Origin of the sequence: Paenibacillus sp. FSL M7-0420, assembly GCF_038002345.1 — a bacterium.
GTDB lineage: Bacteria > Bacillota > Bacilli > Paenibacillales > Paenibacillaceae > Paenibacillus_AQ.
Window position 1 is genome coordinate 2,050,051 of the sequence record NZ_JBBOCJ010000001.1, and the last position, 15,896, is coordinate 2,065,946.

Here is a 15,896-nt window from a genome sequence, read left to right on the forward strand (position 1 = left end):
ATTAACCGATAAAGCGAGGGGAAGCTTTTGAAAAAAGAATCTCGAAAATATTCCGGCCTGCACCGCTTGCTTGTTATCCTGCTGTCTGCAGTGCTGTTGGTTCCAACTTTTACACCTGAACCTGAACGGGTATATGCCGATTCGGTTAATAACTCCACAGCACTGAGTAATATCGACACGACCAAGTCCATTTACAATATTAATGCGAATACACTGTCCGGCGATGATGAAGTCTCTGATCTCACCGGTGTACTTCGCTTGACGGCAACGGATCTTGTGTTTCCGGGGCGAAACGGGCTGGATCTGTCGATAACACGGATTTACAGCTCACGGGACAGCAATCTCGCGAATCCGAAGGCGGTCACCACGAATACAGCAAGCCCCTTTTACTATACCAATGACTCTACCACAGATAAGAATACGCATAACGAGAAACGGTATAACTTGGGAGCAGGCTGGTCCTTCGCCTTTCCCTCGGTGGAGATCCGCGGTACTGATCCGTTCCTGCATTTTGCAGACGGCAGCGTCTACCGGATTACAGGAAGCGGAAGTACCCGCACCATTGAAGGCTACCCCCTGCAGAATGTAGTTTTTGCCACTACCACAACAACGATTGGAGGACTTGCGGCTGCCTATCAGCTGACTGACCTGAATCGGACCGTCCAGTATTTTGACAGTACCGGGAAATGGATCGGAACCAGGGACGCCTACAATAATGAGATTTCGGTGGCGTATGTCAACCAGCCTATTTTCGGCGGAACTAGTATTCCAGTCATCCAGTCGATTACAAGTACCGGCAACCGTGTGATCAACTTTGCATACCCGGATGCAAACACGGTCACTGTAACCTACCCAATCGACGGCACCAAGACCGGCAAGCTGGTCTATAATAAGACAGCCATCTCCGGGCAGACCAATGAAATGCAGCTGTCTTCCGTAGACTCTTTCATCTATATTGACACAGCGAATAGCGCAAACAACCAGAAGCTGACGACAGCCTACACGTATACGTCAAAGACTGCTGCTTTTGATTACGAAACAGCAGATACGAGCAAACCAAACGGTTCACTAACCTACCAGCTGCTGACTAAGGTCACCTATCCGACCGGTGCATCCAGTAATTATGTGTATGAAGCTGCCGCGCAGAAAAAGTTCCTTGGGGCAAGCGGATATCTGGAGTTTTACCGGATCGCTGAACGATATGACAGCCTGAAAGGGCCGACCGGAACGGTTCAGAAGACGCAGTATACCAAATACACTTATGAAGCAGGCAAGAACTTCTCTGGCTATGGCACAGCGGGCGAGAGCAATCCAGATAGCCTGACTGCCGGGTTTACTGTGACGAACAGTATGCGAACTTTCACAGACCCGGATACGGCAACGCCTTCTCAGGACCGGCTGGTGGAAAGTAAGACATATAACAACAAGCTTTTACTAACTACCTTCACAGCAGAGAAGCAGGGTGAATACAAAGAAAGTACGGCTTACACCTATGATTCTGCACTTGAGCTTCCCCTGTCTGTTCGCCAGAGCTATTACAGTATAGATGGCAGCGAGGCCTCTTCCTATACGGATGAGTTCTATACCTATGATACGTATGGCAATGTGCTGACCTATACCAATCCCAAGAACTATAAATCGACCTACACGTATCACAGTACATTCCGTAGCATTCCAGTTACGAAAGAGACCACCTATGGACTGGCCACGGGCAGCCCGGTCACGGAAAAATTCGTGCAGACCGTCTCCTCCACCAAACCGGAGGTCTCCAAATCCGAACAGAAATATAAGAATAAACCGGTAGATCTGGCTGAACAGACGGATATCACAGAATACACCTATGATACCTATGGCAATGTTCTGACCGTGAAGCTTCTGCTGGAAAACAGCCGCAATCAGCTGACCACTTACACATATGACAGCAACAGCCTATTTCCAATCAGTGTAAAGCAGAATGTGACCAAGAATGGCACTACGCGTACTGTGGAAGAAAAGTATGAATATACTTCCGGGACAGGCTGGGAAAAAGCCTATCTTGATCCGAATGCAGTCAAAGCTGGTACAAGTACTGCCGCCAGCCGTAAGTACGAAACGGAATACGATCTGATTGGCCGAGTAACCAAAATCAAATCCTCCATGATCGCCGGGGAATCTGCTAAGCCGGAACGGACGTTCACGTATACGTATAACGCTACCGATCAGACCTACACTACGCAAGGCGTGGACGAGGAAGGCAACAAAACTATCAGTCTCTATGACGGTCTCGGCCGCATCCGTGAAGTGAAAGCTCCAGCGGCCAATACCGTCATGGATAGTAATACAGCGACACATACACCGGTGACGAAGCAATCGTACACATATAACGGGCTAGGTGAAGTCATTGGAGTGAAGGATGCTCTGAACCGGACAACCAGCTATGATTATGACAATGTAGGACGTGTCAAATCCACTACTTCACCTATGAATATTGAATTCGGCGCTTCCTATAATGATATGCTACGCTCCGTAACGACGACTTCACCGATCACACTGACCAGCAATGCGACCATGGAAGCGCAGAGTGATGAACTGGGCCGGATGACCAGCACCAAGCAGTTGAACAGCGATCCGACCCAAAGCGATATTTTGCAGCGTTCAGCCGCATATGAAGTTGGATCAGACCCATTCAAGGCCCAAACAACGGATGGTAATGGGAACGAGACATCCTTTCAAGGCAACGGCTTAGGATTGCTCAGTGATCTGACACAGACGGTGAATGGATTACAGCAGACCTCAACGTATGGTTACAACAAGCTGAGGAAGCTTACCAACAAATCCGTCGACGGCCAGATTCAGACCTCCTATGATTACGATGAACTTGGACAGCGTACTTCAAAGGTAGACTCTACGAACGGAACCGAAACGTATGGGTACGATGACAACGGCAATCTGGTCGAAGGAACCGACAGACTGGGCAATCCGGCGGAGCATACCTACGATGAACGCAATCAGCTGACGGCCTGGAATTACGGTTCTACAACAAGTTCTGTAACCGCCAGTTTTACGTATTTCAAGAATGGGCTTCGTAAATCTATGACAGACGAGACTGGAACGACACAATATCAATATAACCGGGACTCTACCCTGCGAAAAGTTACCTATCCGGACGGGAAAACGGTCAGCTATGAATACAATGAGAGCGGTACTCGCAAGAATATGACTGATCCATTCGGAGCGATTACTTTATACACCTATGACAACGATGATCGTCTGACCAAAGTATCGCTCAAAGAAAACAGCACGGCTACAGAAGCTACACAAGCCCAATACACGTATGCCGGAAGTGTGTTGGACAAGATCACTTATGGAAATGGACTGGTCAGCCAATATCTGTATGAGGACGGCTTCGGACGCTTAACTGGACTGAAGCATATGAAAAGCAGCACCCTTCTGAACCAGTACAGCTACACGTACGATAAGAACGGCAACATTACGCAGAGAGATTCGAACGGTCAGAGTGTAACGTTTGGCTACGACGAGCTGAACCGGATTATCTCCAGCAGTGAAGCCAATGAGCAATACAGTTATGACAAGAAGGGCAACCGACTGACCCTGCTGTCCACGGCACCGGATCTTCACACCGATACCATGGAGTACACCTACGACAAAGCTAACCAGCTGAAATCCGTCACCCGCAACAGTACATCAACCACCTATAAATACGACGGCGACGGCCTGATGCGCGAACGGAACAACGGCAGCACCACCCGCTTCTACTACGACGGGCAGAACCTCATCGCGGAAGGCAGCGTATCTGGCAGCAATGTCAGCTTCAAAGCCCGATATGTGCGCGGCTATCAGCTTCTCAGCATGAAGAACCAATGGGGAACCGTAGGTTACTACCTTGAGAACGGTCACGGTGATGTGGTTAATCTCTACAAGCAAGACCAGTCACTCCTGAATACCTACGATTATGACATCTGGGGCAACCCTACAGTGACGGAGGAAGCAGACCAATACGGGAATCCGTTCCGCTATGCCGGAGAGTACTTGGATGAAGGCACCGGCTTGCAGAACCTGCGAGCACGATGGTACGATCCAAGTATCGGAAGGTTCATCACCGAGGATACTTGGGAAGGACGGGTGAACCACCCCGACAGCCAGAATCCGTATATTTATGTCATCAATAATCCGCTGATTTATGTGGATCCGAGTGGCCATTTCGTGGAAACAATAGTGGATATTGCATCTTTTGCATACGATGCATATGAATTTGTGAAGGACCCGAGTTGGTCCAATGCTGGATATGTAGCTTTAGATGTAGCTTCAGCGGCTATTCCATTTGTGCCTAGCGGCAGTTCGGCGATTCGGGCAACGAGTAAAGTGGCTAGCAAAGCGGACGATGTTTCGGATGCAGTGTCTTCTGCTGTTAAGGGTGGGGATGAAGCATTAGTTGTTCGAGGTGGCGAAAGTAGTTCTGAAAATTTACTGAAAAATCAGGCTAAAGATTCTCGAGGACATATTTCATGCAATACTGGATGCAGTGATTTAGATGTATTAGCTACATCGCCGACACCTTTCCAGAATGGTAAAATTTCAGTTACTACTATTGATGATATTAAGAAGTTAGGGCCTGGATGGGATGTCATTCCAGACCCCACAAAAGGTAACCCCTATCACGGTTCAATAATTCCACCAAATAATCCTATGACCAAAGCGGAATCTGAAGCGTTGTCTAAAACATTTAATACCCAACCGAATAAATGGAAACAATAAAGGGGTGATTTCATAAATATAGTTTTGATTTATGGGTATAACTCCCCGCAGTTACCTGCGGGGAGTTTCATTTCTCTTGATCAAGTATGCTCGTATTATCTCAGAGGAAACAGCATATAAAATTAAATATAAAAGAATATGTAAAGAGTCATAATATTATAAGATGAAGCATTATGTGAAATGCTAAATCGAGTTTTGAGGTGAACCTATGAAGAGAGAAAATCCAGTAGATGAGTTTCAACGAGTATATTTTATTACTGATTGGTGGGACGGTCCCAAAAACGGATTTGCTGATTTTAATGGTACTGTTCATTGTTTTGGACGATCATTTGATGACCTGAACGATGAATGGTCAGATTTGTATTTGCTAAGACCTGTTTCAATTGAGGAATACTCATTACAGATTGAATCCTATAAATTATTTTTAAATTGGAAAAATGATAAGGATACAACAAGAACACATCCTTCTTCAGACATGGAGAACAAAAGGTATCATGAAATAGAGCACCTTTTATCTCAATTTAAACATCAATTTTATAGTGAAAAGTACATCGGAGAATTCATATCAATAGCTAAAGATGAAAAAGGAAATGCAAGCATGATACATGACTTCAATTATAAGGTGAAGTGGAAAAGGGCTAATATAGGAGGAATTCAGGAGCGCTGAAAGTTTGCATATTCTGAAAATCTACTTTGACGAATATATAGAATTCTGCCCGCTTTAGGAGATCAGGCAGAATTCTATTCTTTAAGATTTAGCCTTTATGTCAATTCGCACTGAATACCCATATTCTTTAAAAAGGTGCATTAAATTTGAACCATCTAATAATGTGATGGGTTTATCCTTCACGAATTCTCTCGAATCATTACCGAAGTGACTGGTAGTCACTAAGATACCTTTTACTGCACCTTCATTGATCATGGTTCCATAGAGATCGCGGACAGCAGATACCCCAACTACATTATTGTATCGCTTAGCCTGTATTACATATTTTCCTCCACGAATAGGATCAGGGTCAAAGGCAATAGCATCTACGCCCCCATCACGACTTGCCCTCGTAACATTTACCTCTCCCCCTTCTTTTGAGAATATTTTGGAAAATAGTTCCCTGACTAAATGCTCAAAATCTTCCCAGGGCATTTCAGCCAAATTATCTGTGGAGTTTAAATCGGCTAATACTGACTTGGATTCAACAAACCGAGTATCTTCCTTATTAATTTGCATTATTGGTTTTACTGGAGCCATTTGAGATAAACTTCCTGCAGTGAGTCCTTTTAACTTGCGTACACACTCTTTGGGGGAGACACGGGATAGGGTAAGGTCTGCAAATTCTGCGTTATTTGTCTGTAAGGATATAATGCAGGAGGTAAAGTCATTTCCTGTTGACTTATCTATACCTTTTACCCACCCATTAAATATGATAGATTGGAATTCTTCAATATAAACATTAGTGAAGATTTCGTAGATGGTCCTTAATGCTAGTTGATAAATAGTATCTTCGTAAAATTGGTTAAGCTCTTTAACCTTCATATCAATGGAAGTGATTACTTTTCGAGTAGCGATGTATTTGTATTCTATGACTTTTGGGATTTCATCGATATTTGGTAAGAAATAATCAATAACTGCTATTCCTGAATGCTGGTCATATTGGATTTCAAATGTTTTATTTAGCTCGTTTGGCAAGTTTGAATTATCTAAAATAATGCCAAGATATTGAGTTACTGCATCAGGCAAATTATTTTCGAAATCCCTTTTGAAGGTATCAATATTTCGGTTATGCTCAATTTTATCTTTTTCGAATTCCTCCTTTTTAAGTAGATAATTACTGTAAGCTTTGTTCTTGCTTGAATTAAAGGATTGCAATGCATTTTCGAAATTTTCTATTGATTTTTGAACGTTGTCTTCATGTTTTTGTAAATCTAAATCAAAGGCGTCTCTGGCAATCTGGTGTTGCTTAATTAACTTATTCTTATAATATGGAAAGAGCTTATGCTTCAGACTTTCTTTAGGTACAGAATATTTTATAAGGTAGAATTGAAAGTCCGGAGCAGGTTCTTTATAGCTGAAGGTTTTGAAGTTTGGTTCGGTATCTGGGAATGAAAAATCAATGAAGACATCAGTGTTATACATTAAGTCCCAGTTAAAAAGAGGTCCTTTTTCAAGAGCAGAATTTAATAGGGACCGAAAACTCTCTATTACTGTAATCGCCTCTGACGTTAGAATCTCCGCTTTCAGTTTCAAGTTCGCCTGACGTTCTCTTGACCGGGCTTTTTTCTCCTGTTCTTTCCATCTATTAAGCTGATTTTCTACTTTAATCCTTACATCAAAAGGACTGCTTCCTTTAATTTCCTTACTGCATCCCAAATAAGAATTCTCTATGTATTTTGAATAATTATAACGAGTCAATTGTCTTCACCTAATCTAGATTCTCCATCGGATGGAGTAGTTGCTGTATAACTTGTGTAAAGAACTTAAGTCCTTATTTGATTAACCATTCTCATTTTAACACATTCCCTCAATCGCTTGAACAGCCAGCCTCAAAGCCTTAATTCTCCGCTCCAAAAGCGTTCTTTGTGGACTGCCCGCCTTTGACTTGGCATAACTGTTCTCCACTGAAGGGGTTAAACCAGTGAGAACCTTGCCGGCCTCAGCTAAATCTTCATGTGTATATGAATACATTTTCCATGTGTGCACTATCCTTTCTTTGCTTCTGAATTTATAATTCATGCCAGTTTTTATTTCATATGCTCATCGTGATAACTCGGACTATTAACCGACTCGCCGTCGCCTATAGGGTGAACGTGGATCATTGGATAGACATCTATTTTTTGTTGTGTGTGTTTCCCATTAACCTGCTTGAACGAACATTCCCGAAAGATGTGCTTGCGAAGGACGTAACGTCACAGTCTAATATAGACATCATGAATGAGATCTTATTTATACAAACCAAAGGAGGGCAAGGGTTGGAGCTTACAATAGGGAAATTTGCCAGCGCAGTCAATACAACGATTAGGACACGTAGACATTATGAGCAACTTGAACTGCTTGTTCCGGGTAAGCGAAATGAATTAAATTGACTTAACTACTGAAGATCTTATGTTACTTATGAATGCTATCCGGTTAGAAGAAGATCAAAGAGTGATATTAAATCAATATTTCTCAGCAAACACGGTAGATACTATAATGCCAAAAGGTAAATCTCAACAATCCGAATTAGATAGGTTGAATATGAGGCTGTTATCTTTTTTCCAAGCAGCAATCCAAAATGAACTACCCCCCGAAAGTCACGAAGTACAGAGAGAATTAAAAGAACTGTTAGAAAGGGTACCTGTATCTATAGATGAGCTGTCTGATTCAAAACAGTACCTGGAACAAAAGCTGGACATCTATAAAAGCTTATTGCCTGTTGATGTGGTGGAGTTTGCAGGACAAGCGATCCAAGTGTTTTATAAAAAGGGTAATGAATAAAGGGGTGACTTTAGGTATGAGTTCGTTAAGTTCGAGACAGCATTATAAGCTATTGCTGCAAATCTTGCTGGGATTAACACCATTTTTAATATTGGGTCTGATCCTTATTGGGATTTTTAGGTGGGGAGAGATCATGCCCTTTATGGTTTCGCTGTTTGTCCCGGATGAGTTCTCTTATCTTTCAGTCACCTTACTGGGCTTGATCGTCGGTACGACTATAGTATTAATTAGCATAGGTCTCATCATAAAAACAAACACAGAGCTTCCTCCATCGCAAGGTGCGGAAATGATCAATAAATTATTGAAGACTCCAAGCGGTATTGCCGTTAGTTCACTGGGGGGAAGCTTTTTTGAAGAGTTTTTCTTCAGGGGTGTATTAATAGGGTTGTTTATTGGTTATAGCCCGATCATCGACGGAGTCGTCATTCTTATAAGCTCCTTTCTATTCTGGATCATACACGTACCGCAATATAAAGGCATTTATGTAGCCTACGCTATCGTATTTATTAATGGGCTGGTCTGTGCTTTATTGTTTTATTATACAGGTTCCTTGATTCCTGCCATCCTTGTACATGCGATTTACAATCTTGGAATAGGGATTTATTTTATAAAAAGAAGCTATTAGGTTTACCATTCATTCTCCTCTTCAAATTCCCTTTGATTACATTAAAAGGATGTTTAGTAGGGTTAGAGATTAAATAATCCATTACATAAAAGAAACACATTTATAATTTAGAAGGGCAGGTGAATTAATGCGGAACCTCATATGCTCATTGCCGGAAGCAGAGTATGATCTTGAAAGAACGCTTTTTGATACTATTCTCGAAAGGTGCCGTGCAGATTAATGAACAGGGATGAATTATTTTCTCATGTCCAAAAATTTTCTGAAGACCAATACTCCAATGAACACCGCTTGAATGCAAGAATACAGTTGTATCAGTATTGTGAACATAAGAGGGATTGGCATGAATGGGTATTTGAGCATTTGGGACTTACCGAGGGTCTGAAGATTGCAGAAATCGGTTGTGGGACCGGTGTGTTGTGGGAAAAAAACATGAGTAAATTACCATCCAAATCGGAAATTGTCTTGACTGATGCTTCAAGAGGAATGGTAGTGACGGCAAAAGGGAGTATCAATGATCCCCTAAATCGGTTTCACTATGAAGTCGTTGATGCTGAGAAGATGCCTTGGCCGGATCATTCATTTGAGGTTTTGATTGCGAACCACCTGCTGTACCATTTTCAGGACCACAGGAAGATTTTCTCTGAAATCAACCGCGTATTGGTTCCTAATGGAACGGCGTACGCCTCAACTGTAAGCGCGAACAATTATAGAGAACTATTGCAGCTCATACTGAAGTTTGACGGCAGACTGTCTTTTTTTAATGAAGCCGTTAAGAACTTCAACCTGGAGAATGGCCAGGATATCCTCGGCAAATATTTTAAGGTAACAGCCCAATACGTATTGCAAAATGATATTGTCATACATTCGGCTGCGCCGCTCATTTTATATGTGGCCTCCTATTTTAGCGAAGACCAATTACATATTCTGACCGACAGGTTCAATGAACTCTGCGATTATTTACAAGGGACTCTTGAACGTTCGGGAGCACTGCGTATCACCAATCGAAATGTTTTATTTCAATATCAAAGAGTTTCAACAGGATAGTCAGGATTAGGAGTGTTTTTAAGCTCAGCTTCTGTTCCTACGAAAAAGCTCTGCACCGTAGGTCCCTCGATTGTACCGGAACTACTAACCGACTCGCCGTCGCCTATAGTATGACCATGGATCATTTGATCGACATCTAATTTTTGCTGCTTATTTTGTTCATCATAGTAATAAAATTCTTCGAAAGATATCCCATATTCAACATCTGGAGTGGATGTTTTTAATACTCCAGATTCAGGAATGGTAAAAATGTTTCTCCCATGATCCTGTTTGATAGCGTTAAACCCCTCTTGATTATAAATAATCTGTACCCAGCCCACATAATTATTTGGAATAAGATATGTATTTAGTTTGCTTTTATTAGAGTTGCAGGATGCAAGGAGCAGCACCAAAGGAACGAATAGTAATAGTAACTTTTTCATGTACTATAACCTCCGTGAATTTGAATTGAAATATGTAGCCTGCGAAGGATGTAACATCACAATACAATATAGATATCATAAGGGGGTCAAATTATAAAAAAGTAAAGTCGGGTGTTGACTGGAACTAGAGAAATGAGCTGCTCCGGATGCCGCATCAGTATAGTAGGGCTCAATATTCCAGTACGAATCGTCAAGTTGATAGCGGAAAAGACAGCCGCTCTCCACAAGGCAGGGACGACTGTCTTATCTAGATATTAACCTACTCCTCAACCACCTTAGAAGAACTAGGCGTGTTCTTATTCTTATACACCCACATCGCGTACTCCAGCGGGCGGACCAGCGCTTTGCGGTAGGTGCTGTTGTCGCCGGAGCGGGCGAAGACCTCGCGGGCGGGCTTAGGGTTGACTTCCAGCACGTAGATCCGGCCCTCGCGGTCGATGGCGAGATCCAGGGCCAGCTCGCAGAGGGCGCCGAAGCTGTCTTCAAGATAGGCGGCTGCCTCGATCCCCAGCTTCTCGGCAGCGCGCATGGCCTTGTCGGCCCGATCTTCGCTGCCGAGCCACTGCTTCAGCAGCGTCTCGGCCTTCATGGCATGCCCGCCGCCATGAAGGTTCGAGGTGACGCTGCGGGCGGCGCCCACCCGGCCGGCCATGCCGGTGAACTCCCAGTCGCCCTGGCCGTTCTTCTGCACCAGCATCCGGTAATCGTGGAACCGGCCGCTGGGCAACCGCAGCGGGATGCCCTGCTGCACGAGGAATTTACCGCTGATGCACCACTGGCGGACGATGGTCTCCAGCCGGTTCAGCGACACCTTGCGCGGGGCGATGATCTGGCGGCTCTGGCGGCGTCCCTGGATATCGAAGAGGGACTTGCCTTCACGCTGGCGTTCGATCCGCAGGATGCCGCGCCCCCCGGTGCCGTTAATCGGCTTGACGTAGACGACGGGGCTTACTTTCAGCATCCGGTGCAGATCGGCAGAGGACTGGTAGAGCAGCGTCTCCGGCATATGGGTCCGGAAGCGGCTCCGCTGGGAGAAGGTCTGATGCACCGTCCATTTATTGCGCAGCGGACGGTTCAGGAAGGTCAGATGGTCGTACCGCGCACGGAAGCGCAGCAGCTGCTGGAAGCGCTGGCTGCGCTGAATCCGGCAGCGGTCATAGATCATATTCGGGAAGGAGCGCCATTTGCGCGACCATACTCCGCTTTTGACATCATAGACCATGGCATTGATCAGGTCCTTGCTGACATGTACATCTGCCGGGGTGAACACAAAGACATCCAATCCAATCCGGCTGCCTTCGATAATCATCCTCCGGTATACACTTTTCTCTTCGAGCTGCTTGGCGTCGTTCATATACAGGGTGAGGATGCCTAGGACGGGCTCTGGCACAGGAGTTCACCTCCTTGCGGGAGAATGGCGGGATCAACTTCGCTCCTCGGGGAACGCAAGAGCAGGGTGGGCTTGCCTGTAGGTCCGGTGACCAGATCAACAGCGGAAAGGCCGATGTTGAAGCACATCTTGAGGCTGGCTGCATTGTCGCAGGCGACTTGGCATTCCAGCTGCCCGAGGCGCTCCAGCTGTGCAGCAAGCAGGGCTGTGCCCGTATGCCTGTTCCGGTACAGGGGATGGACGGCGACTACACAGGCCTCCTTGCCGAAGCCGGACACGAAGCTGACGCCTGCGAGCTGGCGGCCGTTCTGACCCCGCACCGTGGCAACGAGCAGGGAGACCCCCGGCAGGGCGAGCTGATCCGTTGTCAGCCGGGCCAGCCTCCTGCATCCGCGAAGTGTAATCCGCTGCTCCCCATACTCCCTCAGGAACTCAAGCAATCCGTTTCGCCTGGATTCCCACTGTACGGGATTGCTGTCGTAGAGTGAGGATATCTGCATGGTGTCACTTCCTTTGACGGGTAATGGATTATTTGGATTGTCGGGACAGATGATTGCCGTATTGGAAAATGCGTTCGAGCGACAGCTTGCGGATGGCCGGCTCGTCGAATTTCATCGGGCGGGAATTGGCTTCAAAAAACCATACTCCGCCTTCTTCATCGACCCCGAGGTCCATCGACATCTCGCCCAGCATGCTGGATGAAGCCCGCTCAATCTGCCGGGCCACCAGCAGCGCCGTGGTAGAGACATTCTTCAGGATAACCTCTGCCTGCTCGGGCCCGAAGGTTCCCTCCAGCATGCTGGAGGGGTCTTCAATGCTGCCGCCGCGCGGCACATGGGTGGTGATGCTGCGGGCCCCGGCCAGCCGGGCGCCGATGCCGGTTACCGCCCAGGCGCCCCGGCCGTTCTTCTGCAGCAGCACCCGCAGATCGAAGGGGCGGCCGCGGTGTCCGGCAAGCACGATGGCTTGCTGGACAATATAGCGGGCGGACCCTTTTTCCCGGCCGATCCGGGCCCATAGCCGTTCGACAGACGCGGCTTTGTAGGTGGTGTTTTTTTTGCCGCTCTGAATCTGCAGCCGGTAGGGAAGGAGAGTGTCCGGCCGGTATCCCAGCCGCATGATGCCTTTGCCCGCCTTGCCCTTCTCCGGCTTGAGATAGAGGCTCTCGTGATTCTTCAGCATCGCGGTAAGGGTCGCTGCGCTGCGCAGGCGCCGGGTTTTGGGCACATGCCTCGAGGTTGCTTTGGATTCCTTGAGCCACTCGAAGAGATTCCATTTATTGAAGAAGCTCGGATTGTACAGTGAGATTTCGGGATGCTCCAGACACTCGGCAATTTTGCGCGCGACCGGTGCCTTCTCCTCCTCCTCGCGGTTGGGAATCCGGTTATAGATGACCTGCGGCAGCGGAACAGGAATGGCATACCAGAGCCTTCCGCTGGCGGAGGGCACGTAGCCGGTCACGGTCTGTTCATTCAGCTTCAGGTCACGGACCGTGATGACATAGACCATATAGCCCATTTCTCTGCCGGTACGGATAATGTCGCGAAAGTTATTGCGGTTACCGCGGAACTGCTTAAGCCGGTCACTGGTGGTCAGAATGGCGATTACGGGCTTGCTGGGATCGGGTATCCGGCTGTTCACAAGTCATCCCTCCTGCGGAATTTGCTGAGATACAGACAATGCTCCAGGATGTGCTCAATGGAAGCTTTGCCCTCAGCGCGCAGGGAGGGGTGGCGGAAGATAGAGCGTCCCGGTTTGGCATTGGCCTCGAACATCCAGATATCCTCATCCTGGTCAATGCCGAGGTCGAACCCGATCTCGCCGAGCAGATGGCGGTGCTGGATCTCCAAAGATTCTGCCAGCTTGACGGCAGTGGTCTTGGCGCGCTGGAGGACTTCATCTGATCTGGCCCCGAACACACGGCCGAGGGCCTGCTGCGGGGTCAATAGCGCTCCGCCGTTCTTCAGATGAGTGGTGACACTGCCCCGTCCGGCTTTTTTGGCCCCGATTCCGACGACGACCCATTGATTGCTGCCGTTCTTGTGCATGTGGAAGCGGAAATCAATCGGGCAGTTGTCAATCTCAATAAGGCGGATACCCTGCTGGACCACATAGTTCTGCATGCTCTGCCCATGGCGTCCCCGCAGCATACGCATCAGGCTGTCGAAGCTGGTGAAGCGCAGCAGCACATTCTTGCCGTTCCTGCGGTACCGGGCGAAATACCCTTTCTTCGGCAGGTAGGTCAGGCGGTAGATGCCGTGTCCCAGGCTGCCGGCCGAGGGTTTGTAATAGACGAAGTGGTGACGGTCGAGCATATCCCGCATTTGTTCGGAGCTGGGGTTACTGTGCGTTTCAGGCACGAAGCGGTTCGCTGCCCCGTCATTCTCCAGCAGCCGGTAGACATCCGATTTGTTGAAGAAGCTCCAGTTGAAGTACGGAATCTTCTTGCGTCCGAAGCGCTCGCGCAGCTGGTTGATGTAAGGGGAGGTCTCAGCTCTGCGGCTGGGCAGGCGGTTATAGACTACATCCGGCAGGGGCACCAGCTTGCGCTCGAAGCGGCCGGTTGCCGTCAGGAAATATCCGTTGACCTGTTCCTGCTGCCAGTCGATATCGCGCGGCATGAAGGCGAAAATGTAGCATTTGTTGCTGCCTTCGCGCAGCAGCTGCTTGATGAAGCCGGTGCGGGAGCCGAAGGGCTGCGCAGCAGAAGAGGGTCCGTCTGAGAGCACACCGACCAGCGGTCCGAGCTGCACCTCGTCATTCTGCAGATTGCGCAGGTAGATGCCGCCGGACTTCGGGACCTTGATGGCGCTTTTGACGCCCGAGGCCAGGAAGAGGTGCTTGCCGGCACGCTTGATCGGTTTGATCGTGGCCGGAATGGCATCTTTTCCGAGGCGCAGGCGGATATTTTTCTTGCCGGATAATTTCAGGCTTCTCATCAGTTCACCCGAGACATATACTACTCGATCAGGCTGCTTGGTGAAATGTACATTGCAAAAAGTGAGACCCATTTATGAATCCTCCTTTGGAACCATAGATATCATTCTCCCGTGTGAACGGAGCTGCCCGGGAGGCAGCTTGTGATGGCTGCTTGAGGTAAGCAGCAGATGGCGCGCATAGCGCAGCGGGTTCTCGGCGGCGAGTCTAGCAGCCCGGCGGTCGCCCGTCAGCCGGAACACCGTGCGCCCTGGCTTGGAATTGGCTTCCAGCAGATAGATTCTCCCTCCGGCATCGATGCCAAAATCCAGGCCCAGCTCTCCGAGTCTGCCGCAGGATTCTTCCAGCAGCGGAGGCAGGAGCGCAGACGCCAGGGTCAGCTCCTCCAGCAGGTCTCTTCCTCCCGCGCCGTATTCGTCCAGCAGGAAGGGGAGAGCAGGAACGGCCGTGCCTCCGCCGTGCAGATTGGAGGTCAGTGATCCCCGGGTGCCGAGCCGGACGGCCATGCCGGTCAGGGTCCAGGCACCCGTGCCGTTCTTCTGCATCAGAACACGTACATCGAACGGCTGTCCTCCGCTGCCGGTGAGATGCAGGTAAGGCTGTATGATATAGCGGTGCTGGCCGATGAAGCGGCCGATCCATTCCAGACCTTCGTCCAGCGTACCGAAAACATATTGAAAAGGTTTGTTATCCCGGTCTCTGCCCCGCACCTTCACTCCGCCGCCTTCGCTTCTGCCGAGCAGTACGGCGTGCAGGGTGCGCTTGCCGTGGGAGCCGGTCCGGGGCTTCAGAAAGACGCCGTATTCCCTTCCGGCGAGCATATTGCCAAGCGCTTCGCGGTTGCTGTATAGCTCAGTTTCCGGCAGCAGGGGGGCGGCAGCGGGGCTGCGCCGCAGAATCTCGTAGACTCCCCATTTATCAGGAAGCCCGCGTGACCAGGGCAGACAGCGGGTCAATACAGACAGGGCAGCCGCTGCTGCTCTTTTCTCCTCCGGTGTCCGGTAGAAGCAGCGGTTATAGAGAATGTCGGGCGCCGGAGCCTGCACAGGCTCCCATTGTCCGTTCTGCCACTCATATCCGCGGACATAGGAGCCGTCTGCAGCCACACCCTCCGGATGAAAGATCAGGACCTTCAACTCATACAGCGGGGCCGCACGGCAGAGATGACTGCAGAACTCCGGCTCTGCGATGGGAGGAATCCCGTGGCGACGGCCTGTCATAATGCCAAGGAACCCCATTGCTGTTGTGGTCATG

12 protein-coding genes are annotated in these 15,896 nt (G+C 48.3%); 5 read left to right on the plus strand and 7 right to left on the minus strand.

Going from position 1 to position 15,896, the window contains the following annotated elements:
• The first annotated feature begins 27 nt into the window (after positions 1–27).
• The gene (locus MKX51_RS08610) at positions 28–4,755 is read left to right on the plus strand and encodes an RHS repeat-associated core domain-containing protein (protein ID WP_340992071.1); all 4,728 of its coding nucleotides are present in this window, start codon (positions 28–30) and stop codon (positions 4,753–4,755) included.
• 208 nt (positions 4,756–4,963) lie between these two features.
• Positions 4,964–5,422, plus strand: coding sequence for a hypothetical protein (locus tag MKX51_RS08615; protein WP_340992072.1), 459 nt, complete (start codon positions 4,964–4,966; stop codon positions 5,420–5,422).
• Positions 5,423–5,503: 81 nt separating this feature from the next.
• Here the strand turns inward: MKX51_RS08615 and MKX51_RS08620 are convergent, their stop codons facing one another.
• Positions 5,504–7,162 carry a restriction endonuclease gene (locus tag MKX51_RS08620; protein ID WP_340992073.1) on the minus strand — a complete coding sequence of 553 codons (1,659 nt, stop codon included), beginning with the start codon at positions 7,160–7,162 and terminating at the stop codon, positions 5,504–5,506.
• A 699-nt stretch (positions 7,163–7,861) separates the two neighbouring features.
• On the opposite strand from MKX51_RS08620, the gene MKX51_RS08625 reads away from it, so the two are divergent.
• The 3 genes from MKX51_RS08625 to MKX51_RS08635 all read left to right on the plus strand — a co-directional run bounded on the left by MKX51_RS08625 (position 7,862) and on the right by MKX51_RS08635 (position 9,893).
• Complete coding sequence (locus tag MKX51_RS08625; RefSeq protein ID WP_340992074.1) at positions 7,862–8,224, plus strand: hypothetical protein; 363 nt, start codon at positions 7,862–7,864, stop codon at positions 8,222–8,224.
• A 16-nt stretch (positions 8,225–8,240) separates the two neighbouring features.
• Positions 8,241–8,849 carry a CPBP family intramembrane glutamic endopeptidase gene (locus MKX51_RS08630; RefSeq protein WP_340992075.1) on the plus strand — a complete coding sequence of 203 codons (609 nt, stop codon included), beginning with the start codon at positions 8,241–8,243 and terminating at the stop codon, positions 8,847–8,849.
• A gap of 219 nt (positions 8,850–9,068) precedes the next feature.
• Positions 9,069–9,893, plus strand: coding sequence for a class I SAM-dependent methyltransferase (locus MKX51_RS08635; RefSeq protein WP_340992076.1), 825 nt, complete (start codon positions 9,069–9,071; stop codon positions 9,891–9,893).
• Here MKX51_RS08635 and MKX51_RS08640 read toward each other — a convergent pair.
• The 6 genes from MKX51_RS08640 to MKX51_RS08665 form a co-directional block, all read right to left on the minus strand.
• Complete coding sequence (locus MKX51_RS08640) at positions 9,872–10,315, minus strand: DUF6843 domain-containing protein (RefSeq protein WP_340992077.1); 444 nt, start codon at positions 10,313–10,315, stop codon at positions 9,872–9,874. The two genes, MKX51_RS08635 and MKX51_RS08640, sit on opposite strands and share 22 nt — an antisense overlap.
• A gap of 259 nt (positions 10,316–10,574) precedes the next feature.
• Positions 10,575–11,705: a YheC/YheD family endospore coat-associated protein gene (locus MKX51_RS08645; protein WP_340942266.1), complete on the minus strand. Its 1,131-nt coding sequence runs from the start codon at positions 11,703–11,705 to the stop codon at positions 10,575–10,577.
• On the minus strand, positions 11,687–12,205 hold the full coding sequence (locus MKX51_RS08650) for an N-acetyltransferase (protein WP_340942265.1): 519 nt from the start codon (positions 12,203–12,205) through the stop codon (positions 11,687–11,689). The genes MKX51_RS08645 and MKX51_RS08650 overlap by 19 nt, the downstream gene beginning before the upstream one ends.
• A gap of 28 nt (positions 12,206–12,233) precedes the next feature.
• Positions 12,234–13,346 (minus strand): YheC/YheD family endospore coat-associated protein, encoded by a 1,113-nt coding sequence (locus MKX51_RS08655; protein ID WP_340942264.1) that lies wholly within the window; start codon positions 13,344–13,346, stop codon positions 12,234–12,236.
• Positions 13,343–14,716 (minus strand): YheC/YheD family endospore coat-associated protein, encoded by a 1,374-nt coding sequence (locus tag MKX51_RS08660; protein ID WP_340942263.1) that lies wholly within the window; start codon positions 14,714–14,716, stop codon positions 13,343–13,345. The genes MKX51_RS08655 and MKX51_RS08660 overlap by 4 nt, the downstream gene beginning before the upstream one ends.
• Positions 14,717–15,895: a YheC/YheD family endospore coat-associated protein gene (locus MKX51_RS08665; RefSeq protein ID WP_340992078.1), complete on the minus strand. Its 1,179-nt coding sequence runs from the start codon at positions 15,893–15,895 to the stop codon at positions 14,717–14,719. It lies immediately after the preceding gene.
• Between the last annotated feature and the right edge of the window lies 1 nt (position 15,896).